Raw genomic sequence first — 21,875 nt, forward strand, 5'->3', positions numbered from 1 at the left:
GTCCTGCTTATCGGCTTTGGCGGTAGATATGGGTATGCTTATCGGCAATGTGCAACTGCAGATAATGGCCGCGGCTCAGGCCAAGGTTACGTGTCTCCCGGATAGGGACATCCACCTTGATCGTCGGCAGCTGATGCGCGCCCTGGAGCTGGCAGTCGGCACGCATGAAAGTGCCCTGAAATTCCAGTTCGTCTATCCGTACCAGCACGCTGCTGTCACTCTTCTCACCGGCGGGCAGAAAATGCAGATCTTCCGGTCTGAGACCTAACTCGACCTGCTCGCCGCGCTGGAATTGAGCGGCCGGAAGCGGCAGCAGGCTTTCACCGATTCGCATTTGCTGCTCGCTCACCACAGAGGCCGGTAAGAAATTCATCTGACCGACAAATTCAGCGACAAAACGGGAACTCGGGTTCTGATAGATTTCCTGTGGGGTGCCGACCTGTTCGATACAGCCGTGATTCATGACCACGATACGGTCGGCCATCGCGAGCGCTTCTTCCTGATCGTGCGTCACCATAATGGTCGTAATACCCAGCTTGCGTTGTAAGCGGCGGATCTCTTCGCGTAAATGAGAACGCACTTTTGCATCAAGGGCCGAAAGCGGTTCATCAAGCAGTAACAATCCTGGTGATAATGATAAGGCACGGGCCAGTGCTACCCGTTGCTGTTGTCCGCCGGATAACTGGCTTGGGTATTTATTACCGGCGGTCGGCAGGGCAATGGTTTCCAGCCACTGGCTGACGATACTGTCTGTTTCTGCCACAGATTTCCCCTGATTGCGCAATCCAAGGCTCAGGTTTTCATAGACAGTCAGATTCGGAAACAGAGCGTAAGACTGAAAAACAATACCAAAGTCCCGTTTCTCAGGCGGCAGATAGGTGATGTCACGTCCTGCCTGTTCAATCGTGCCTGAGCTGGCCAGATCCAGTCCGGCTATGGCACGCAGCAAGGTGGTTTTTCCGCAGCCTGAAGGGCCAAGAAAACAGATAAATTCGCCTTTGTTGATATCCAGTGAAATGTTGTTCAGCGCAGTAAACTGACCAAACTGTTTACCGACTTGTGAGATTTTCAGGTAAGTTTCCATAGCAAAGTCATTTCTCTATTTGGTATATACCAAATGTAGTTCTAATGAATGACAGTTCGATGACAGAAGCTTGACGATAAGAAGACAGCCGAGTCGGTTCTGCCCGATAAATGAAAAAGGCAACCCGTGCGGTTGCCTTGATATAGGATTGGGATTCGGTTAAGAGCGCGGTTCAGATTTCGCGTCGAATTTATCCGACCAGGTTTTCAGCACATCTTCACGGCTGACTGCCATTTTAGAGAAGTCCATTTTCACCATCGCCTGCTGAACATTCGGGTAGTTTTTCACGGGTTTGTTCACGTCTTTATGACCGACAACCGGGTAGAACTCGTTATACAGCTGGTTGGCATCTTTAGATAAAGACCAGTCAACCAGACGCTTTGCGGCATCAGACTGGGTGTTGACCAGGCCAACGGCTTCCGCTTCCCAGCCTACGCCACCTTCAGGCAGGATGATGTCGATAGGGGCCCCCTGAGATTTCAGTTTGGCACCACGAATTGCCATCGAAATACCAATCGCGACTTCACCCATACCGGCCTGAACGCAAGGCTTGGAACCTGAGTGAGTGTAATGAGCAATGTTCTGATCCAGGCTGGTCATATAATCCCAGCCTTTTTGCTCACCCATGGTTTGCAGCCAGGCAGAGACCTGCATATAACCTGTGCCGGATGAGGCTGGGTTTGGCATGGCAATATGGCCTTTGTACTCAGGTTTGAGCAGGTCATCCCAGGTTGCCGGCTTGCTCAGTCCCAGTTGCTCGGCCACTTTTTCATTGAAACAGACTGCATTAAAGAAAGCATCGTTACCAAACCAGGCCGGGTTGGCTTGCGGGTCGATAAGATTGCTGTGGATTTTGCTCAGTTCTTTTGGCTGATAAGGTTTCAGTACACCTTCTTCTTTCAGCAGTGCCATAGAAGAACCGGCCAGACCCCATACAACATCTGCACGTGGGTTACCTTTTTCGGCCAGCAGCTTGGCCGTCATGATGCCGGTGGAATCCCGTACCCATTTGATCTTGATGTCCGGGTTTGCTTTTTCAAATCCGGTTTTGAATTTCGCCAGCATGTCCGTTTCGAACGCTGTGTATACCGTCAGTTCCTGTGAAGCGAAAGCGTGGGTGCTGCTCAGTGCCATCATTGCCGTCAGTGGTGCAACAAGCCATGTCTTTTTCATATGTCCTTCCTAAAAAAGTAAATGTGGTATGTACCAGATTGGTTCGACACGGAAGATGCTAGGTGCCATTTATGACAGTTCGATGATTGCCAGATGTCAGTTTCATGAGGACTGTGTGATCGTGATTCAGCGCAAATTTGTGTTGAAAATCGGCGAACATTGCCATTATTAAACTTTTATGAAGACTGGCTCTGGCGCATTTACAGCATCGGTTCACCATCGCTATAGTGATTTCGTAATCTGGTATAGTCCAAAGGGATCAACAAATGGCAAACTCCGACAATCAATATCTACTGCTTACTCCTGGCCCGCTGACGACAACACAGACTGTGCGAGAAGCTATGCTAAAAGACTGGTGCACCTGGGATGATGACTACAATGTGGGCGTGGTTCAGCACATTCGCCAGCAGCTGGTCGCTCTGGCCACCGCGCACGACGGCTACACCAGCGTGCTTATGCAGGGCAGCGGTACCGCCTCTGTGGAAGCCACTTTAGGCTCTGTGATTCCCCCAGAGGGTAAGTTGCTGGTGATCAACAATGGTGCTTACGGTGCCCGTATTGCACAGATTGCCAATTGCCTGAATATCCCGCACCTGAACTGGTCTTTAGGTGAAATGACCCAGCCTGACGTTAACGAACTGGAACGTTTGCTGGCTGCCGATCCCGCCATCACTCATGTGGCTATGGTGCACTGTGAAACAACCACAGGCATGCTGAATCCGTTGCCAGCGGTGTGCGAAACAGTAAAAACGGCCGGCAAAGTGATGATCCTGGATGCCATGTCGAGTTTCGGCGGCATCCCTATGGATATTGGGGAACTGGGCATCGATTTTCTGATCAGCTCAGCGAACAAGTGTATTCAGGGAGTTCCAGGATTTGGTTTTGTGATTGCGCGCCGTTCATTACTGGAAGCATGCCACGGACGTGCGCGTTCAGTGTCGCTGGACCTGTATGATCAGTGGCAGTGTATGGAAAACAACCATGGCAAATGGCGGTTTACATCTCCGACTCATACAGTGCGGGCGTTTGCTCAGGCGCTGACGGAACTGGAACAGGAAGGGGGCATTGAAGCGCGCTTTCAGCGGTACCGCACCAATCAGCAAACCCTGGTGGCAGGTATGTCACGGCTGGGTTTTGAAAGCCTGCTCGATACAGCACTGCACTCACCCATTATTACGTCTTTTCATTCTCCGCAATCATCGCTATATGACTTTAAGCGCTTCTATGACTGCCTGAAAAGCAAAGGATTCGTGATATACCCGGGCAAAGTCTCTGATGCAGACTGCTTCCGTATTGGCAACATAGGTGATGTTCATCCGGGTGACATTCAGCGCCTGCTGGAGGCCATTAACGCGTCTGTGTTCTGGGCCAGCGAAACGGAAACAGCCGGAGAGCAGGCATGACGTCCCGCCAGACTGACTTCAGCCAGCGTGCGCTGGCTTGTGAGGGAGATACGAATACATCGTCTGCGCGTGTCCGGTGGATAGAGAGTCTCTCTGACAGGCAAACCCAAACCCTGCTGGAGGAAGACAGTCAGTATTTTTTACATCAGGCCATGTCGACACCTTGTCTGGATGCCCTGGAAAGTGCTGAGGGGATCTATCTGACCGATGTGGCCGGCAAACGGTATATGGATTTTCATGGCAATAATGTCCATCAGCTGGGCTACGGCCACCCGGAAGTATTGGCTGCTATCCAGACCCAGTTAGCCAAACTGCCTTTCGCCCCCCGGCGCTTCACGCACCAGACAGCCGTCGACTGCGCCCGCGAACTGACCCGCATTGCCGGCGGTGAGCTGAACCGTGTGCTGTTCGCGCCGGGAGGCACATCCGTGGTGGGCATGGCACTGAAGCTGGCTCGCTATATCACAGGCAATCCTAAAGTGGTTTCACTCTGGGATGCGTTTCATGGCGCATCGCTGGATGCGATCTCTGTGGGGGGGGAAGCCTGCTTTCGCGAAGGCATGGGGCCGCTCATGGCCGGGGTTGAACGTATCCCGCCGCCCGTTCGCTATCGGGGCGCTTTCCCGCGTGACGATGGCTCTGATGTGCATTACGCCGATTATCTGGAATACGTGATTGAAAAAGAGGGCGGGATCGGGGCATTCATCGCAGAAGGAGTACGTAATACCGATGTGCAGGTGCCCAGCCGAGCCTATTGGCAGCGCGTCCGGGAGATTTGTGATCGCCACAATGTACTGCTGATCATCGATGACATCCCCAACGGTATGGGCCGGAGCGGCCACTGGTTCACGCATCAGGCATTCGGCATTGAACCGGATATCCTCTGCATCGGCAAAGGCCTGGGCGGCGGTGTTGTGCCAATGGCAGCTATGCTGACCAAAGACAAGTACAACTCGGCGACCCAGATTTCGCTGGGTCATTATACCCACGAGAAGAGCCCGATAGGCTGCGCGGCAGCGTTAGCCACCATCCGGGTAATCGAACAGCAGCAGTTACTGCAGAAGGTTCGCCGCGATGCGGTCTACATGGCAGAGAGGCTGGAGGCCATGAAGGCACGCTTGCCGATCATAGGCGATATTCGCGGTATTGGTCTGCTGTGGGGCATTGAGCTGGTTGAAGACAGGGAAACAAAAGTGCGGGCCTATAACGCGGCAGAGCAGGTGATGTACCACTGTCTGGAGCGCGGGTTGAGCTTTAAAGTTTCTCAGGGGAATGTATTACAACTCAGCCCGCCTTTGATTATTGCCAGAGAAGAGCTGGCGCTGGCCTTGGACTGGCTGGAAGACGCCATTGAATCTGTGTGTAAGCGTGTTAATTAACCATTGAGTCAGAGCCTGAAGCGACGGGCCAAGAAATGAACGAGAAACTGAAGATGAATACACAAGTAGAAGCGGTAATTTTTGACTGGGCGGGAACGGTTGTAGACTTCGGATCCTTCGCGCCAACCACCATTTTTGTTGAAGCATTCAAACGAGAATACAATTTTGATATTTCACTGGCAGAAGCCCGCGTACCCATGGGGCTAGGGAAGTGGGATCATATCAAGGCGGTGGGTGAATTACCGGATGTTGCCGCCCGCTGGGAAAGCCGGTTTGGGCGAGCAATGACCAGAGAAGACATTGACACTATCTACCAAACGTTTATGCCGTTACAGGTGGCAAAAGTTGCAGAGCATGCCGACTTGATTCCGGGTACCACAGAGGTCGTTGCCAGGCTCCGTGAGCAGGGTATCAAGCTGGGCTCATGTTCGGGCTACCCCAGAATTGTGATGAACGAATTGCTGCCAGCGGCTGCTGAAAAAGGGTTCGCGCCGGATTATGTGGTCGCCACCGATGATCTTGCCGCGGGCGGTCGTCCTGGTCCGTTCATGGCGCTGCAAAATGTGATTGCACTTGGTGTAAGTAACGTGGCCGCTTGCGTCAAAATTGATGACTCAGTACCGGGCATTGAAGAAGGTCATAATGCAGGTATGTGGACTGTCGCACTTTTACTGTCGGGTAATGAAGCTGGATTGACTGAACAAGAATACTTGTCCGCATCTGAGCATGAACTGGCCGTTGCGAGAGAAAAAGCACGGAAAGCCTTTAATGGTTGTAATGCACATTATCAAATAGATACAGTTGCTGACTTGCCTGATGTCATTGCTGATATTAATCGCAGATTGGCGGAAGGCGAGCGTCCTTAAATCTGTTTCTCATCATTAATTAGTCAAGAAGCCAGGTTATTTTGCCATTATTTTTATAATACTGAGCAGAACACTCTGGCTTTATTCGTGTCGTTGCACTTAATTCGTTTGTTGAATTTATGCCTGAATATGAGGCAGATTGGTGCAAGTGCCCGATTTTATTACACATCTCAACTCTCCTCTTATCGTCTCTCATTAGTGTATTATTCCTAACTTTATCTTAAGTATCTGTATTTATTGAATTATTTTACATTCTGACAAAAGGCTGGTTCACGTATTGCCAGTGTTGGCTTAGTAATTGCTTTATTTGAATCATGAACCAATATGGATTAAGTGGAGTATTAACCTGGCAGAAGGTTTACATAAAGTGTTTAATTTGTTGCTTTTGAGTTAACAAATGCAGTGAATTAGCAAAAACTGAAAAATTACAAAGCATGAAGACTTGTATGAAATGCGTTCACATGATGTTAATTAAATGTTTTTCCGATATTTTTTAATTGATGCGAAGCAAGAAAAAACACGATCATGCGCAAAAAAATGAAGAGATAAAAAAGTAAGTGATTGGCGAAGCCTTTATAGTGTCTCGCTAAATAAAGCATTCGTCCAATTTACTTTAGCTTGCACATTAATGCTGTTGAATTCTTGTGAAGGAAAGTTATGAAATCTTCAGTTGAAGCCCAACAAGCGAAAGAGATTGTGTTTGATTACACCTCATTTCTGTCTGTGTTGTGTCATCACAGACCAACCTTGTGGGATGCGTTTAAAGTGGTGCTGCCAGCCCTGGAATTTTCCTGGGGCAGATCGTCTGGTTCTGGTGCCAGCAAGACCGAGCGCTTACGTAACCAGGCGCTGAAAGTATTGTCTACCCATACCAGCGATGTGAATAATCTGGTGAGATTGTTGCGGCTGGCCCGTATGGAGCAGATTTCTGAGTTGGACATCCGCCTGCCATATTCATTGGATCAGGATCAGCTGGATCTGATTACAGAAAAAGCAGAGTGCGAGATTCAGGAAGTTGGCAATAATGGCGAACAATTGCACATTCGTTTAATGGTGCCCTGAATCCGGACTGCGCTCATGTCTGCGCCCAAATAACGCCATAGGTAATGGATAAACAAGCGTAGAAAAATGCCAGTTGAATGTATTCGATTCCTGGCATTTTTCATTTCAGTCGAAAGCAATCGTTTCCGTCGCTTTTCAATGCAGCAGAGTATTGGCTCGCTGAGTCCGGTTGATGATAAACGCCATCGAGTTACCATGAATAGCAGCATCATGGATGGTTTTGTTGCAATACTCTTGCACATTCCCGCTGGCAATTACCGCACTACAATTTCCCATGTGTAACGCTTTAGCCATCAGCGCCTGAGTGGATTGTTTGTTCTTCTCTTTTAACACCAGCACTTTACTGATATCGACTCCGGCATTGCTGAGCAGTTGGCGATCCAGCAGTGCATCTGCCCCGATAAACATAATCCAGCGGTTTTGCTCACTGGCCTGTTTTAGCAGTCTGAGCAGATAGGCGAGCTGGGCTTGTTCATGATCGCAGAAACTGACTTCGATAGGATACTGAACCTGGCTGGAACTCAGGGAAGAAGAATGAGACAGAAAAGTGGATTTGTACACCTGAGAAGCGGTCACTGATTGGATGCTGTCTAATTGTGCTGTCATGAGAGTTCCATCCTCTGCTAGAGTCGATGTTATTGTGTATTTATACATGCTGTATACCTATACAGTAGTTTTGAACGTAAAGGGATGCAAGTGTTTTTTGAGTCTGATTCACAATAATCGGAGGCGTCTGGCTTTATCTGATACTAGAAACAAAAGTATAAGTTATTGATTTTGCGTGTTTTTATGTTGATATTTAATTGTCTGTATTCAGGTGAATGTTAAACAGATTTGTGATGTGAACATCATTGGCTGTGTATTTATACAGTATGTATGGGCAGTGTCTTATACAGTACTCTTTCCACTACACAGATCAGAAAATGTCGATGGAGTGAACTATGGGAAAAAGAATCTGCCTGAGTGGCTGGGCAAAATGCTTGATAGTGCTGATGCTGGGCTGGCTGTTTTTGATGGGTTGTAGTGAAGCGCTGTCTGTATCAGCGACACCGGTAAAAGGTGTTGACCGCATTGAACAACAAGAACAATCGCTGGATGTGTACTGTTCGTCAGGAATATGCAGCTTCGGGCTCGAAAGCAACCAGAAAGTGACTCTGTCGGTGAATATGTTTTATGGCACTGAGCAACCTTTTACGAAAATTGAAGGAGTGAGTGTGACAGGAGAGTCTGGCGGGACGCTAAAAATGGTGGGACAGCATCAGTTCACAATTGAGATAGCACCTCAAAATATACCTGTTTCTGTGCAAGTGGTGGATTACTATCGATAATCATTGGCTGGTAAATGAAATCACATAAAAGTAAAGCAATGGTTATAGAAACTTAGGTGTTTACTCGCTTCTATTAACTGAAATTTCGTTAACGTGCTCAGATAGCATTGATTTGTGTTAGCAATAGCCAAAATCATGCTCTGATGGCTTGATTTAAACACTATTCATCAGTAGTATCCGCACCTCTTTTTTATGTGGTGGTGTATATGAGCAGATTTGATTGCCTTGAGAGAATTGTCGAAGAATACCGCAAGAAGGTTCGTGACGCAGAATTCAATAAACACAACGACAGCGAAGTTGCGAAAGTCCTGGTTTTACTTGTAGGAAACTCAATGTTCAACCTGGCAGATGAATTTGCAGATTGGGTAAATCGTGGTGGCGATCGTAGTTACGGCGGTAAGTTTTTTGTGTCTAAGCAACTGATGACGTTACTGGAACCTGTGACCTTCCGTGGGGTTACCGTGCGTCGTGATTCAATCAAGTTATTCCGCATAGGTTGATGCTGGTGCTTGATACCGGTGCGTTACCTTGTCACTAAGCTCGCATAAAGAAATTGAGAATTGACCGCAGGCCTTTGTTTTGTCGAAGGTAAGAAAAAGGATGCTCTGGCATCCTTTTTTCGTTTCTGCAGTTGCTAAAGCGCTGGCAGGGCTGGCTGGATCTCAATACAGAAATGTGGTCTGATACCGCCCTGAAGTCAGTCAGTACAGAGAGAGCAGTTGATGGATGCAGAATTTTGGCATAGCCGCTGGGCAGAGAACCGAATCGGATTTCATTTAAACGACACTAACCCGGTATTACCTTATTACTGGCCGAAATTAGGGCTGCAACGCGAAGATACTGTGCTTGTGCCTATGTGTGGTAAATCTCTGGATTTGACCTGGCTGGCAGAAAAGCACCATCAGGTAACGGGTGTTGAGTTAAGTGAAATCGCTGTCCGTGCTTATTTTGCCGAGCATTTGTACTTACCGACTGTGACATCATTAGGTAACGGGCATACTCTGTATGAGTTTGATGAGGTCCGTATTTATTGCGGTGATTATTTTACTGCGCCGGTTCAGCCCGTAGACGCTGTGTACGACCGTGCTGCGTTGATTGCGATGCCGGAGAGTATGCGGCAAAGCTATGTGCAGCGCCTGTTATCTTTGGTGAAGCCTGGCGGAAAGATCATGCTGGTGACGCTGGATTACAGCCAGGATGAAATGGCCGGGCCGCCGTTCAGCGTCAGTGCAGAAGAAGTGCATTCACTTTTCGCGGGCTGCGCAGTGACTCATATCGGGCGTCAGGACGCCGATGAATCACACCCGCGTCGTCAGCAGGGTTTAAGCCGTTTTGCCGAAGAAGTCTGGTTCATCCAAACCCCAGCCTGAATAAAGTTTGCAGTGTGACTGTGTGGTCAGTCACACTTGTCTGTTCTGATTATTGTCTATTTTTATCATTAGCTTGATCCCGTCTATAGTCAAAATGACCAAGACGGAGGTGAGTCATGAAGGCACAAATCTCAAAGGACAGTTTTCACAGTAAAAAAACCTTGGATACAGGCGGTCAGCGCTTTGATTATTTTGACCTGACCGCACTGCGTCATTTGGGAGAGGTTGACCGCTTACCTTTTTCGCTGAAAGTGTTACTGGAGAACCTGCTCAGGTTTGAAGATGGTGACACTGTCACTGAGTCCGATATCCAATCCGTGATTGACTGGCTTCAAACCCGCCGTTCAGACAAAGAGATTCAATACCGTCCAGCCCGGGTGCTGATGCAAGATTTTACCGGTGTGCCGGCTGTGGTGGACCTGGCTGCAATGCGGGATGCCATGACCCGGGCCGGTAAAAACCCCGACAGCATCAATCCTCAGTCGGCCGTTGATCTGGTGATTGATCATTCTGTGATGGTGGATGTTTACGCTTCTGAGCAGGCTTTTGCCCGAAACGTTGAACTTGAAATGCAGCGTAACATTGAACGCTATCAGTTTTTGCGCTGGGGCCAGCAAGCTTTTACCAATTTTCGTGTCGTCCCGCCGGGAACAGGAATATGCCACCAGGTTAATCTTGAATACCTTGGACAATCGGTGTGGCAGGACAGTGGCGTTTTGTATCCGGACACCCTGGTCGGAACCGACTCACATACCACTATGATCAATGCCTTGGGTGTACTTGGCTGGGGGGTTGGCGGCATTGAGGCTGAAGCCGCTATGCTTGGTCAGCCAATCTCTATGTTAATCCCGGAAGTGATTGGTTTTCATCTCAGCGGTAAATTGCATCCGGGTGTGACGGCAACAGACCTTGTATTAACTGTCACTGAGATGCTGCGAAAAAAAGGGGTAGTCGGTAAATTCGTGGAATTCTACGGCCCTGGTTTAGATGCATTGCCTTTGGCTGATCGGGCGACAATTGCCAATATGGCACCAGAATACGGTGCTACCTGCGGATTCTTTCCGATTGATCAGGAAACACTGCGCTATATGCGCCTTTCGGGGCGCAGTGAGTCTCTGATTGCCCGCGTTGAAGCCTATGCCAAAGCCAACGCCATGTGGCGGGATTCCAGCCAGCCTGAGCCACTTTATACAGATACCCTGGCATTGGCACTGGATCAGGTTGTCCCGAGCCTGGCTGGCCCCAAGCGCCCGCAGGACAGAGTCCCGTTGCCTGATATCAAAACCGCGACGGAAGACTTGCTGGCATTGAGCGGCCTGCAACCAGAACAGCAAATCCAAGTCGATTTAGGCGATTCTGGCGAGGATACCAAAGGCAAGAGCTTCTCACTGACTCACGGTGATGTCGTGATTGCCGCCATCACATCTTGCACCAATACCTCTAACCCCAGCGTCATGTTAGCCGCGGGTTTACTGGCTAAAAATGCGGTGGAAAAAGGTCTGCAGACTAAGCCCTGGGTTAAAAGCTCCCTTGCGCCAGGCTCGAAAGTGGTGACCCGGTATTTTGAGGCATCGGGTCTGCAAGACTATCTGAACAAGCTTGGATTCAATTTAGTGGGGTATGGCTGTACGACATGTATCGGAAATTCCGGACCGCTACTTGCCCCAATCGAAAAAGCCATCAATGACGCCAACCTTACTGTTTCCTCGGTGCTGTCGGGCAACCGAAACTTTGAAGGTCGCGTGCATCCGCTGGTGAAAGCTAACTGGCTGGCGTCTCCGCCTCTGGTGGTTGCCTTTGCATTGGCCGGTACGACAAGCATTGACCTGACCAAAGAGCCGCTGGGTCAGGACAGCAATGGTCAGCCTGTGTATCTGAAAGATGTCTGGCCTTCCCAGGAAGACATCACGCAGGCGATGAAGGAAGTGAAGAACAGCCTGTTTGAGCAGGAATATGCGGACATTTTTACCGGTGACGATATCTGGCAGCAGATCACCATCAATAAAGGCAATACGTACCAGTGGCGGCCAGATTCTACTTACGTTCGCCTTCCGCCCTATTTTGACGAGATAACACAGCCGCTAAAACCACTGAAAGATATTGAAAATGCAGCCATTCTGGCATTATTTGGTGACTCAATAACGACCGACCATATCTCACCGGCGGGTAACATAAAGCCAGACAGCCCGGCAGGGCACTATTTGCAGGAGCAGGGTATTGAACCGGCAGATTTTAATTCCTACGGTTCACGGCGCGGCAATCATGAAGTCATGATGCGCGGCACCTTTGCCAACATTCGTATTAAGAACCTGATGCTCAAGGGGAAAGAAGGCGGGTACACCATTTACCAGCCGACAGGGGAAGAGGTATCAATTTATGATGCTGCGATGAAGTATCAGGATCAGAGCATACCTCTGGTGATTTTTGCCGGGAAAGAATACGGCACCGGATCCAGCAGGGACTGGGCTGCAAAAGGGACCAACTTACTGGGTGTAAAAGCGGTACTGGCTGAAAGTTTTGAGCGAATTCACCGTTCAAATCTGGTGGGTATGGGGGTGATTCCTGTTGAGCTTCCTGAAGGTTTACTGGCTTCATTGTCGTTAACCGGCAAGGAAAAAATACAGCTGAAAGGCATTGATAGCTTGTCGCCGGGGGCAACGCTGACACTGGAAATCACCAACGAACAGGGACAAGAGTCACAATATGGCGTAAAAGCCCGGGTTGATACCCGAACGGAAATGGCGTATCTCAAGGCTGGAGGTATTTTGCATTATGTTTTGAGAACAATGATTTCTACCGAATGACAATGCGTTTTTCTGTAATTATTTGACACTTGGTATGTCAAATAATTGTCATTTGTATGGTTGTAGGTTCGTATTGCCGCGATATTGCAGTTACAGTAGAGTGACAAGCTTAAAGAGAGCTCTATCAGTATAATCTAAGGTCGTTAGAGCGCAATTCAGGGAAAACGGACAGTAACATGAAGAAGTCGTTGATTGGTATTTTGTTGTGCGGTTTGTCTACGTCGGCTTTGGCGTCGCAATCGGCAGGTATTTTTCTTGGTTCGCCAATGAGTGGTGTGCAGTACAAACACAATGACCTGCGTTTTTCGCTGGGGTTAGACGAATTTGGTTTTGCGGTCGATAAAACCTTCAACCTGGGTACGTTGACCAGAAATCCGCAGCTTAACATGGGGTATACCTTTGTCGGCGCACAGTATGTTGATAACCATTATGACAAATTGGGTATCCGTTCCGGTATTGGCCTGGAAGTGCCTGTTAATCAGTTTGAGCTGTATGGTGAAGTTGGACCGACGCTGTATATGGTGGAAGATGTTGATGTCGAACTGGAAGCGGCTATGGGTGTAAGAGTGCGTTTCTGATTCAGAATGAATGTAAATAGCTGAATGAATCCCAAAAAAGCACAATGAATCGAAAAAGCTGGCTAATTGCCAGCTTTTTTGTGTCTGTTGCCCCCGTCCTGCTTGATGCCGCACTGGTGTTGGCTGCGTTCCCATTCCCCAATTACATAGTTATCTATGCCCATGGGGCTTCACTTACTTGCCGCTTACCTGCAACTTCAAGTCGTTTGGGTATCTTTTAGTTAAGCTGCTTCATTGATAGTAGCCGCCTGTAACATCGGTTTTCTTCGTTCCCACTGCGTAATGAAAGCGACTGAGGCGATAATAATGGCAGCCCCCAGCCAAAGCCGTCCAGGTGGTACCCATCCGAAGACGATAAACCCGGCAAGCACGTTCAATGGCAGTTTGGCATGATCGAAAGGCTGTACGAAAGAAGCGTCAGCAATGGCATAGGCTTTAGCTATGGCCCAGTTAGCCAGTGCGGTAAATAATCCGGCACCTATCAGAAGAACCCAGGTGTGCTGGCCAACAGGCAGGGTGAAATCAGGTGCAGCAAGAAAAAGGTTAAATGGCGTGATCAGCACCAGCAGGTAGACAACCATAGTCGTCGGGGAGTCGTGGTGCGACATCTTCTTCACCATCAGAGAATAGCTCGCCCAGAAGAAAGCCGCGCCAATGGGCAGCAATGAGGCTAGGTTGAAATTGTCGGCCCACGGCTCAAGAATGATCATCGCACCTGCAAAGCCGGCCAGTGTTGCCATCCAGCGTACAAAGCCGACCTTTTCTTTCAGCAGCAAACCCGAGCCTACGGTGGCGAACAAAGGCGATGTCATCAGTAGCGCAATGCCTTGCCAGATAGGTACAGGGTACGCCAGGGCCCACAGCCATAACTGAATACCGATAACAGACAGAAACACGCGGAAGCAGTGCATACCAAAGTGTTGAGTTTTCAGAGCCTGACGAAGACCGATATTGTGCAGCCAGGGAAGCATGACCAGGAGAGCAATAAAGTATTGAATCAAACCGACAGTGGTAGATGGCAAATGGAAGGTCACACTCAGGTATTGTGCCATGCTGTTAACCACGGCAAACGCCATTCCGGCTGTCAGCATCCAGCAAGCGCCCTGAATAGGGTTGTGTCGATGAGTCATAAGGTGTCTTTCAGAAAAAATAATCTGGAATCATACTCTGATGAGTGCATAGAAGAAATTGTTAATTGATAAAAAAAGCCGACAAAACAGGGAACTTTGTCGGCGGCAAGGAATTCTTAATTTGTTATCAGATAGCGGCGTAAGAAAGTGGCATATCAGGATTGAAGGTTTCCAGCGTATTTTGTGTATCAGCCAGCAAGCTGATCGCTGAGTCTTTCTGTTCAACCAAAGCGGCTTCAACAATATCTGACAGCGAATAGCTCGCCATATTCATGTTAATCAGTGCCACCTGGAGTGGTGGCAGGCTCGGGTTAAATGCTGCGTTCTCGGCATACATGCCTGAGAATAGCCGGCCATCTTTCGCCTTCAGTGCAACTCCCGCATAGTTTTTACTGTATGGCGCATGTGATTTATCTGCCGCCTTACAGGCTGCTTGCAGCAGCACATCATCGGTTTCGAGCTTCAGCTCATGTGAGCTGTCTGATAATAAGAGCTCGGTGATACCCAGATCAGACGGGCCAAAGGACTCTGGCAGATATTCCTGCAGTGCTTTGGGTGAACGCTCTGGCAACTGTACCACGATGCTTTGTGCCGTCGTCAGTTCATTCATGAACTGCCGGCAATGCCCGCAGGGGGAGTAGTTGACGGTAATGTCGGTAATGCCCGTTTCGCCTTTCAACCAGGCATGGCTGATTGCAGATTGCTCTGCGTGAACCGTTTGTGACATAGAGGTGGCGCTGAATTCCATGTTCGCACCGAAATACAGACGACCTGAGTTTCCGCGGGCAATGGCACCAACATGGAAGTTTGAGAGAGAAGCAATCGAGTAGGCCGCAGCCACTTTCAGTAACTGAATACGCAGTTCTGCATCCGTCAGTTGACTGTCTTTCATTAACTGTTCAAATTCTTCTTTGCTCAGTGTGGCATCAAAACCCGGAGCGGTAATGATAGGCTTAAGCGCCTGTGACAATGTGTGTGGCAGGTGCTCTAAAGCGTCCATTACTTCGGTGCGCATACTGATTCTCCTTAATGTATTCACTTACGCATTGTAGTGCGTAAACGAATAAATATAGTGACAAGGATCACCATTAAGGGTTGTTTATTTCACTCTATTTGCAAATTAGTGAGTGGTTTCACATGATTGATGCGGTAAGTGTCTGTAATTCAATACTCAGTAAAGCGGCCTGGCTGTGTGGGTGTTGCAAGGGCGTTGCACAGCTAAACCGCTTAAGAAGTGGCAGGTGGATAGGTTGTCAGTGAAAGACAGACAACAGCAACGGATAGATTATCGGGGCGAGTATGGCGGTAATGACGCCACAAAGTACTAAGGCCAGTGAGCTGAACGCGCCATCTTTGTAATTTTCCTCAGCCGCTTTAGCCGTGCCTAACGCGTGTGCCACAGTCCCCATGCTTAATCCTTTGGCCATGGGATGGGTGATGTTGATGAGTTTAAACAACGGATAACCTAATACAGCACCAAAGATGCCGGCGATCAGAACCATGACAGCGGCCAGCGACGGCACACCACCAATTTGTTCAGCAACCGCCATAGCGATGGGGGTGGTCACGGATTTAGGCAGAATGCTTGCAGTAAGCTGTAAATCAGCGCCAAGAGCAAGAGCAATCGCTGTCCCGGTAATCATTGAGAGTATGCTGCCAAACAGGGTGGCTGTGACTATGACTTTCCAGCGGCTGCGGATTTGCGGCAATTGCTCATAAAGAGGGAAAGCAAGGGCAACAACAGCGGGCTCCAGAAGGAAATGAATCCATTTATTATCATCGAAATAGACGTCATAAGGCACATTAAGCACCAAAAGCAGCGGAATGATCACCACCAGACAGAGAAGTAACGGATTAAGAATGGGGTGCTGGAAGCGCTTGGATAATTTACGGGCAAGAATAAAAACAATCAGCGTTACGGCTAACCACATCAGTCAGACTCCTTGCGCTGTACATACCAGCCAACAAATAACAGAACCACCAAACTGCTGCCTATGGTGCTTACCAGAACAGGCAACGCATTGGCTCTGAGCAGATCCAGATAATTGACCAGCCCGACACCCACAGGCACAAACAAAATAGCCATATGGCGAATAAACAGATGACAGCCGGGTTTAGCCCAGTTGGGCGGCAACAGGCCCGTAGACAGAGCTGTGAAGAGAAATAACATGCCGAGAATGCTGCCGGGGATGGGGATCTGAGTAAGAGACTGAAATCCTTTACCGACCATCAGAAAAATGGCGATGATTGCAAATGAACGCAGGTAGCTCATAGACGTCAGGATGATGATAAATGGTGTCGCAATGATACAAAATAGATGAGATCTACACCACATTTCTTTGCGGCTGTATTTATCCTGGACTGCTTGTTCACAGGTTTGAAACGATGACGATTGCAATGCCGGCGGCAGCAAGCAGCAACACAGACAGTTTATGCATCAGGCTGTGTTTTACTATGTGCTCTGTTGCCGAGCTATGCGGTCGTCTGGTTTTAACCGTTGTGATTGCTGGCTGTGGCGACGGCTTGGACGGCAGCGTCTCGGGTTGTCTGAAGCGATGGATATGGCGACAGGTCTCTTTCGGCAGAGGGACACGAAAGCCAAAATGGGGGAGCACTTCGATAGGAATAGCCATTACACCGTTAACAGTCAGCTTGCGGCGAAGCGAGTTGAATATCGAAGCCAGGTCGATTTTTTGTATGTGCGACATGGAATCCTGAGGAAGAAATGTTTTATCAGACAATGATTTATGGCTTATCACCTCTCCGGCAAAGTAGCACAGAGCTTCAAGCAGGCGTGACTCATGCAGCGTCAGGGCTGTCTCTGATTTATCAGGCCAGACGAGCAGCCGCAGATCGGGTTCAAAATCCACCCTGGCAAATCGATAACACCGGGTGAGAGACTCAGTTGCCATAATAGTCACTTTTCCAATTTACTGTCGGCATGCTGTCCCTATGGCATCTGGCAGTAAAACATCATTGGCTTGATGGTGGCTTATGTTGCCAAGCGCCTCCATGACGCATGGCACAAAGCGGGTACTTATTAATTGTTATTGGCCTTGCGTTGAAGTTCAAACTACCAGGGCAGGAAAAGTGTCTGAAAAAAGAAACCCTGACTGCTCTGCAGGTCAGGGTTGCGAAATTACTGAGTAAGATCAGCGCTCTGTAACGATTTGTCTTTCTGGCATCCTGGCTGTGTAATTACACCAGCTTGCCTACGTAATCGTACACGGCCTTCAGGATTTTCATTTTTCTCTCATCGCTTTGGTGCTCCATCGCGATAGATTCGAGATTTTGCATGTAAGCCGGCAGTTTGGTTTCGAAGTAATCCTGACAATGATACTTCCACTGCTGCTGTTCCTGATGGCTTAGCGTTAACGGGAAATTACGGGCGCGGTAGCGAAGCAGCAATGGCTTGATGCGTTTGTCATCCACATTCAGTTCGAGTTTGCCCAGTTCCTCAGGCGCGGACTCACGAATGATATCCATCGCCGATTTGTCCGCAGCAGAAAAAAAGCCGTTATACAGTTGTGTATCAACATCATCGTTTGGCTCAAATTCTCTGTCCTGACCAAACACGGCCAGCAGTTTTTCACGGATCTGAGGCTTATCTTTCAGTGCGCTCAGGTTGGCCAGACATTGAGTCCGATCGATCCCTAGTCGCTCAGCATCTTCGGCCGTCAGTGTTTTTGCCGGTGCCAGCACAGGGCACTTATTAATATGAACCAGCTTGAGCGGAACAGGTAGCTCGCCGGGGTTGAGATCAGCACGTTTGGTGTACAGCCGCTCGCGCAAACTGTCAGCATCCAGATCGAACAGCGGGGCAGGATCCATTGCCAGATTGACACAAATGACCGCATTCTTGTTATCCGGATGCCAGGCCATGGGGACGATCCAGCTGGTATTCCCGCACTCAGAACCAAACATACCTGAAACATGCACCAAGGGCGTCATCTCAGCGATGTCGATCAGTTCCTGTAGTTTACGTTTATGACGTAAGTTAAACAGGTAGTTAAAGAGTTTGGGTTGGCTGGCTTTGACTTTCCTGGCCAGCTCAATTGTGGCGTACACATCGGCCATTGCGTCGTGCGCGTTGCTGTGTTCGATTCCGTTTTCAACAGATAAATGCTCAAGCTTAAAGCTCGGGAATCCGTCTTCGTTTGTTGGCCAGTTCAGACCATCTGGGCGTAACGCATAGCAAGTACGCATGATATCAAGCATATCCCAACGCGAATTGCCGCTTTGCCAGCTCCAGGCATAGGGATCGTAAAAATTACGGTACAGAGTATACCGAGTGACCTCGTCATCGAAGCGCACATTGTTATAGCCGATGACGCAGGTATTGGGTTTAGAGAGCTCCGCATGAATGCGCGCAATAAATTCATGTTCCGGTAAGCCCTTCTCCATCGCTTCTTGCGGTGTAATCCCTGTGATCAGGCAGGCTTCGGGTGAAGGCAGGTAATCGCTGGGCGGCTGGCAGTAAATCACCAATGGCTCACCAATCACATTGAAATCCATGTCGGTTCTCACCCCGGCAAACTGGCAAGGCCGATCAACCGAAGGATTTGCCCCGAATGTCTCATAGTCCAGCCAAAACAAGGTTGGTTGGTTATCGTTATTACTCATTCTTACCTTTACTGGCATAAACGTGTTTTCTGAGGTCATTCTACCAAAGAATTGCACTGGCTGCGGGGGATTTTGGCGTGGATGACATGCAGTATCTATGAAAGAACGTATTATTTTAAGATGACCAACAAGCGCATACCGGCAGCGGTTAGGCATAAGGACTCATTGCTCCGAATGGACATTGGACTGCCGGAGTCTGGAAAAGTCATTACATGCGTGATACAGCCCTGGTTGTATGACTGTGTTTTAGTGACGCCGTCACAATTTAATGATGTCTATGTAACCTCAATGACATCGAATTGAACGTCTTCATAGGCGCCAGTCGATGAACTGCGCTTCTTAAGGATAAGCACTTCACCGGCTAGAAAGGGTAGGTCTGCGGGATTAACCGGAAATTGCAGCATGACTTTCTCAGAGGCGGATGAGCCTTCGCCGCGGCCGTAGATATGAGCCTGGCTGATAGGGTGCGCATCAGCGGCATTCGGGCTGGTTCGAAAGGCATAAATGATCTGGCTGTCGACCGGGATCCGTTGAAGCCAGACACGGAGAATGCCGTTTCTTGCGGCGGTAGAGGGAACGGTAATTTTCATGGCAATTTGATTATAGTTAAACCCTGTGGCTGCAAGATGCACATACCACAGGGCAATCGCTATTTCTTCGCAAAAGTGCGAAGGGAACAACCATCATATTTGAGGGTTTCAGGTGGAACGGCTTTGCCTTTCGCATCAATAACAAGCAGGTAGATTTTCACATCATCGACGGATTTCTTCCGACCAATAAAGCGCCGCAATCCGCGAGTGAGATCAATCGAATAACGTGTGTGTTCGTAGCGCAATGGATGCTTCGTACGAATATCGTAATCGTCACGCACGGCCATTGTCGGATTACAATGCCCTGATGCTCCGTGACAAGTACCATGACCAAACAGGACGAGGCGCCCAGAGTAGCTTTCATCGTCATAACCGGTTGAAGCATTGCAGGCGGGATTATTGATGTAAGCGCGAATCTCATAACTCTCTTTGGGTGGATGTAAACGAAGGAAATCAAGTTGCGCTCGGACAAAGCCGCCTTCTACCAGTCCCATTGATAGCTCTTTAGCCAGGCTTGCTGCTGCTGAGAGTGATTTGGCTGGCAGGGTGTTGGTGGTACCTGTGGCTGCGATGGCGGATTCCACTGAATTGTCAGAATAGATGTATTTTAGCGAATTCTCTGCGTCAATCAGATCACGCCCGATGCGTCCGTCATAGACAACTTTTTGTTGAACGAATGTCGGAATATTTGCATCAGGGTGCAGTGTTTGCCAATCAAACCAGACTTTGTCGACCATGGAATGGTGAAGCCAGAAAAGGGGATCATAGGCCGCAGAAATGACTGAGCTCATGTCACCGGATCCTTGTGGTAAGGGGGAGTTACCTGCACCACCGACATACACATGCACAGCACCATGCGCACCAAAATCGAAATCTTCCTGGAAGCGCATAAAGTTGGGGTTGTCCATATAACGGTCAATATCGTTTTTCAGCTGACTGATGATGCTTTTAAAAGCGCTGGGGAAGCGTTGTGTGTATTGTTTATCACCTTCCAGGCCTTGCGATGTGATGCGATACAGGCTTTTTGCACGGTTGAGGGGATTATCCAGCTGGACGCCTTCTGCATTCTTATACTGACTGTCATTGAGTACTTTTGGCAGGCCGTTTGCCGCATGAGTCGATTGACTGAACTGTGTCCAGTCCCAATAGGGTAATGTGAGTTCAAGTTCTTTATCTTTACGTTTCCACTGTAAGGCCGTATTCAGGGCCTTTTCGAATGAGTAGATATATGAGCGGTGCCAGGTAAGAAATACCCGGTTATCATCGTGGCAAAGATCCTGATCATAACCGTGACCACGGGCCAGCGAAAAATAGCCACGGCGATCGCCAACTGCAATGTCTGAAATTTCATACATTGCGGCATAGGCGTCTCGTAAATCGTTCATGTCTTCAGGATTCAGACGTAACAGGTTAAAACGGATCAGGGGTAAGCCTGCCATTTTTCTGCGGTAATTGAGTTTAGCAATGGTTGTCATTTATCGATCCTCATTCTTTACATCTGTCATTTAAAAAGCGGAAGGCAATAAGGAGACGGCTGAACCCGGGGAACCATTGCCTGCTTTTTTATACATAGTTGTGTTCACTATAGTGCACTTGAATGCTTATGGCGGTTAAAGTTGAAAAGTGTGAACCAAGATGTATGAGCTAAGGAGACAGGTTATGCATCTGATGTGGGGGTTAACTGAGTGGGAGGCAATTTGGTCAGACGCTGTGAGTTTTTCTTCAATGGTGAAGAGCAAAGCTTTTCATTGAGGTGAAAACATCGGGAAGCGTTTTTTGGGGGCAGAGGATGATTCAGAGGAAATAAAAAGAGCGCCCTCAGGCGCTCTTTTTCGTGTTCATGTGCTTGAAGAGGGCTTATGCGCGCTCAACGTTAGCAGCTTGAGGACCTTTTTGGCCTTGCTCGATATCGAACTTCACTTTCTGACCTTCAGCCAGAGATTTGAAGCCTTCACCAGTGATAGCACGGAAGTGTACGAATACGTCTGCACCGCCGTTGTCTTGAGTGATGAAACCGAAGCCTTTCTCGTCGTTAAACCACTTAACAGTACCAGTTGCTTTAGACATAGGATGTCTCCTGAAAATATAGGAATAAATACGCCCTTGGGCGTGCTTCATGCCAACATAATGGATTACTTATGGACAAGGATGTAGCTCTTCAGGACAACGGCGCTTAGGTGAAGCGGGTGTATCGAAGTATACTTTTCACTTTGTTGCATAAATAGCGTTGCATTATAGGCAGAGTTATTAGGCCATAATGCAAAGCAGACGGCAAGCAAATAGTGAGTCATACCCAAAAAATCCTGAAAAATTGTGAAGATAACTGCAAATGTGAGGAATTGTGAAATGGATTCAGGGTTTTACCTGAAAGGAGAAAGAGGAACTGGTCGGATTTCAGCGACAAAAAAGACCCTGTAAATAATTCTGTGTAACTGCCTTGGTTACATGTATTCAGTGAGTCTATCCTCGAACATAATCATAAAGC

General features: G+C 48.6%; 21 protein-coding genes. 9 read left to right on the forward strand and 12 right to left on the reverse strand.

Annotated elements, in window-relative coordinates:
* Positions 1–7 precede the first annotated feature (7 nt).
* A complete protein-coding gene (locus tag Q4491_RS13620) occupies positions 8–1,084 on the reverse strand; it encodes a putative 2-aminoethylphosphonate ABC transporter ATP-binding protein (protein WP_218385896.1) in 1,077 nt (358 codons plus the stop codon).
* 159 nt (positions 1,085–1,243) lie between these two features.
* Positions 1,244–2,257, reverse strand: a complete 1,014-nt coding sequence (locus Q4491_RS13625; RefSeq protein ID WP_192016666.1) for a putative 2-aminoethylphosphonate ABC transporter substrate-binding protein — start codon at positions 2,255–2,257, stop codon at positions 1,244–1,246.
* A gap of 266 nt (positions 2,258–2,523) precedes the next feature.
* Between Q4491_RS13625 and phnW the strand changes: the two genes are divergently transcribed.
* From phnW to Q4491_RS13645, 4 genes are all read left to right on the forward strand, one after another.
* Positions 2,524–3,660 (forward strand): 2-aminoethylphosphonate--pyruvate transaminase, encoded by a 1,137-nt coding sequence (gene phnW / locus Q4491_RS13630; RefSeq protein WP_303458167.1) that lies wholly within the window; start codon positions 2,524–2,526, stop codon positions 3,658–3,660.
* Positions 3,657–5,039 (forward strand): aspartate aminotransferase family protein, encoded by a 1,383-nt coding sequence (locus Q4491_RS13635; RefSeq protein ID WP_303458169.1) that lies wholly within the window; start codon positions 3,657–3,659, stop codon positions 5,037–5,039. Before phnW ends, Q4491_RS13635 begins: the two co-directional genes overlap by 4 nt.
* A 53-nt stretch (positions 5,040–5,092) precedes the next feature.
* Positions 5,093–5,905 carry a phosphonoacetaldehyde hydrolase gene (phnX, locus tag Q4491_RS13640; RefSeq protein WP_303458171.1) on the forward strand — a complete coding sequence of 271 codons (813 nt, stop codon included), beginning with the start codon at positions 5,093–5,095 and terminating at the stop codon, positions 5,903–5,905.
* 657 nt (positions 5,906–6,562) lie between these two features.
* A complete protein-coding gene (locus tag Q4491_RS13645) occupies positions 6,563–6,967 on the forward strand; it encodes a hypothetical protein (RefSeq protein ID WP_192016663.1) in 405 nt (134 codons plus the stop codon).
* Between the two features lie 135 nt (positions 6,968–7,102).
* On the opposite strand, the gene Q4491_RS13650 is transcribed toward Q4491_RS13645, so the two are convergent.
* Positions 7,103–7,573, reverse strand: a complete 471-nt coding sequence (locus Q4491_RS13650) for a SulA-like leucine-rich domain-containing protein (protein ID WP_192016662.1) — start codon at positions 7,571–7,573, stop codon at positions 7,103–7,105.
* Positions 7,574–7,908: 335 nt separating this feature from the next.
* Here Q4491_RS13650 and Q4491_RS13655 point away from each other — a divergent pair, with 335 nt between their 5' ends.
* The 5 genes from Q4491_RS13655 to Q4491_RS13675 all read left to right on the forward strand — a co-directional run bounded on the left by Q4491_RS13655 (position 7,909) and on the right by Q4491_RS13675 (position 13,047).
* The gene (locus Q4491_RS13655) at positions 7,909–8,295 is read left to right on the forward strand and encodes a spore gernimation protein (protein ID WP_303458174.1); all 387 of its coding nucleotides are present in this window, start codon (positions 7,909–7,911) and stop codon (positions 8,293–8,295) included.
* Between the two features lie 206 nt (positions 8,296–8,501).
* The gene (locus Q4491_RS13660) at positions 8,502–8,795 is read left to right on the forward strand and encodes a hypothetical protein (protein ID WP_027252174.1); all 294 of its coding nucleotides are present in this window, start codon (positions 8,502–8,504) and stop codon (positions 8,793–8,795) included.
* Positions 8,796–9,017: 222 nt separating this feature from the next.
* Entirely contained in the window at positions 9,018–9,665 is a 648-nt protein-coding gene (locus Q4491_RS13665) for a thiopurine S-methyltransferase (protein ID WP_218385893.1), read from the forward strand.
* A 116-nt stretch (positions 9,666–9,781) separates the two neighbouring features.
* A complete protein-coding gene (acnA, locus tag Q4491_RS13670; RefSeq protein WP_303458176.1) occupies positions 9,782–12,469 on the forward strand; it encodes an aconitate hydratase AcnA in 2,688 nt (895 codons plus the stop codon).
* Between the two features lie 176 nt (positions 12,470–12,645).
* The gene (locus Q4491_RS13675) at positions 12,646–13,047 is read left to right on the forward strand and encodes a hypothetical protein (protein ID WP_192016658.1); all 402 of its coding nucleotides are present in this window, start codon (positions 12,646–12,648) and stop codon (positions 13,045–13,047) included.
* A gap of 221 nt (positions 13,048–13,268) precedes the next feature.
* Here the strand turns inward: Q4491_RS13675 and Q4491_RS13680 are convergent, their stop codons facing one another.
* From Q4491_RS13680 to Q4491_RS13720, 9 genes are all read right to left on the reverse strand, one after another.
* Positions 13,269–14,177, reverse strand: a complete 909-nt coding sequence (locus tag Q4491_RS13680) for a DMT family transporter (protein ID WP_192016657.1) — start codon at positions 14,175–14,177, stop codon at positions 13,269–13,271.
* Positions 14,178–14,304: 127 nt separating this feature from the next.
* A complete protein-coding gene (gene cdd, locus Q4491_RS13685; protein ID WP_303458178.1) occupies positions 14,305–15,192 on the reverse strand; it encodes a cytidine deaminase in 888 nt (295 codons plus the stop codon).
* 238 nt (positions 15,193–15,430) lie between these two features.
* Positions 15,431–16,108, reverse strand: coding sequence for a CidB/LrgB family autolysis modulator (locus tag Q4491_RS13690; protein WP_218385887.1), 678 nt, complete (start codon positions 16,106–16,108; stop codon positions 15,431–15,433).
* A complete protein-coding gene (locus Q4491_RS13695; protein ID WP_218385885.1) occupies positions 16,108–16,449 on the reverse strand; it encodes a CidA/LrgA family protein in 342 nt (113 codons plus the stop codon). Before Q4491_RS13695 ends, Q4491_RS13690 begins: the two co-directional genes overlap by 1 nt.
* A 97-nt stretch (positions 16,450–16,546) precedes the next feature.
* Positions 16,547–17,089 carry a hypothetical protein gene (locus Q4491_RS13700; protein WP_303458181.1) on the reverse strand — a complete coding sequence of 181 codons (543 nt, stop codon included), beginning with the start codon at positions 17,087–17,089 and terminating at the stop codon, positions 16,547–16,549.
* A gap of 286 nt (positions 17,090–17,375) precedes the next feature.
* On the reverse strand, positions 17,376–18,800 hold the full coding sequence (gene sbcB / locus Q4491_RS13705; protein WP_192016653.1) for an exodeoxyribonuclease I: 1,425 nt from the start codon (positions 18,798–18,800) through the stop codon (positions 17,376–17,378).
* Positions 18,801–19,075: 275 nt separating this feature from the next.
* Positions 19,076–19,390 (reverse strand): hypothetical protein, encoded by a 315-nt coding sequence (locus Q4491_RS13710; RefSeq protein ID WP_303458184.1) that lies wholly within the window; start codon positions 19,388–19,390, stop codon positions 19,076–19,078.
* 59 nt (positions 19,391–19,449) lie between these two features.
* Positions 19,450–20,865, reverse strand: a complete 1,416-nt coding sequence (locus Q4491_RS13715) for a tyrosinase family protein (RefSeq protein ID WP_303458186.1) — start codon at positions 20,863–20,865, stop codon at positions 19,450–19,452.
* 382 nt (positions 20,866–21,247) lie between these two features.
* Positions 21,248–21,457, reverse strand: coding sequence for a cold-shock protein (locus Q4491_RS13720; RefSeq protein WP_027252186.1), 210 nt, complete (start codon positions 21,455–21,457; stop codon positions 21,248–21,250).
* Between the last annotated feature and the right edge of the window lie 418 nt (positions 21,458–21,875).

Origin of the sequence: Photobacterium sp. 2_MG-2023, from assembly GCF_030547675.1 — a bacterium.
In the GTDB taxonomy this organism is placed as follows: domain Bacteria; phylum Pseudomonadota; class Gammaproteobacteria; order Enterobacterales; family Vibrionaceae; genus Photobacterium; species Photobacterium arenosum.

Coding starts and splice junctions, on each gene's coding strand:
- Q4491_RS13620 (WP_218385896.1), bottom strand. CDS start 1,084: ATGGAAACTTACCTGAAAATCTCACAAGTCGGTAAACAGTTTGGTCAG.
- Q4491_RS13625 (WP_192016666.1), bottom strand. CDS start 2,257: ATGAAAAAGACATGGCTTGTTGCACCACTGACGGCAATGATGGCACTG.
- phnW (WP_303458167.1), top strand. CDS start 2,524: ATGGCAAACTCCGACAATCAATATCTACTGCTTACTCCTGGCCCGCTG.
- Q4491_RS13635 (WP_303458169.1), top strand. CDS start 3,657: ATGACGTCCCGCCAGACTGACTTCAGCCAGCGTGCGCTGGCTTGTGAG.
- phnX (WP_303458171.1), top strand. CDS start 5,093: ATGAATACACAAGTAGAAGCGGTAATTTTTGACTGGGCGGGAACGGTT.
- Q4491_RS13645 (WP_192016663.1), top strand. CDS start 6,563: ATGAAATCTTCAGTTGAAGCCCAACAAGCGAAAGAGATTGTGTTTGAT.
- Q4491_RS13650 (WP_192016662.1), bottom strand. CDS start 7,573: ATGACAGCACAATTAGACAGCATCCAATCAGTGACCGCTTCTCAGGTG.
- Q4491_RS13655 (WP_303458174.1), top strand. CDS start 7,909: ATGGGAAAAAGAATCTGCCTGAGTGGCTGGGCAAAATGCTTGATAGTG.
- Q4491_RS13660 (WP_027252174.1), top strand. CDS start 8,502: ATGAGCAGATTTGATTGCCTTGAGAGAATTGTCGAAGAATACCGCAAG.
- Q4491_RS13665 (WP_218385893.1), top strand. CDS start 9,018: ATGGATGCAGAATTTTGGCATAGCCGCTGGGCAGAGAACCGAATCGGA.
- acnA (WP_303458176.1), top strand. CDS start 9,782: ATGAAGGCACAAATCTCAAAGGACAGTTTTCACAGTAAAAAAACCTTG.
- Q4491_RS13675 (WP_192016658.1), top strand. CDS start 12,646: ATGAAGAAGTCGTTGATTGGTATTTTGTTGTGCGGTTTGTCTACGTCG.
- Q4491_RS13680 (WP_192016657.1), bottom strand. CDS start 14,177: ATGACTCATCGACACAACCCTATTCAGGGCGCTTGCTGGATGCTGACA.
- cdd (WP_303458178.1), bottom strand. CDS start 15,192: ATGCGCACCGAAGTAATGGACGCTTTAGAGCACCTGCCACACACATTG.
- Q4491_RS13690 (WP_218385887.1), bottom strand. CDS start 16,108: ATGTGGTTAGCCGTAACGCTGATTGTTTTTATTCTTGCCCGTAAATTA.
- Q4491_RS13695 (WP_218385885.1), bottom strand. CDS start 16,449: ATGAGCTACCTGCGTTCATTTGCAATCATCGCCATTTTTCTGATGGTC.
- Q4491_RS13700 (WP_303458181.1), bottom strand. CDS start 17,089: ATGGCAACTGAGTCTCTCACCCGGTGTTATCGATTTGCCAGGGTGGAT.
- sbcB (WP_192016653.1), bottom strand. CDS start 18,800: ATGAGTAATAACGATAACCAACCAACCTTGTTTTGGCTGGACTATGAG.
- Q4491_RS13710 (WP_303458184.1), bottom strand. CDS start 19,390: ATGAAAATTACCGTTCCCTCTACCGCCGCAAGAAACGGCATTCTCCGT.
- Q4491_RS13715 (WP_303458186.1), bottom strand. CDS start 20,865: ATGACAACCATTGCTAAACTCAATTACCGCAGAAAAATGGCAGGCTTA.
- Q4491_RS13720 (WP_027252186.1), bottom strand. CDS start 21,457: ATGTCTAAAGCAACTGGTACTGTTAAGTGGTTTAACGACGAGAAAGGC.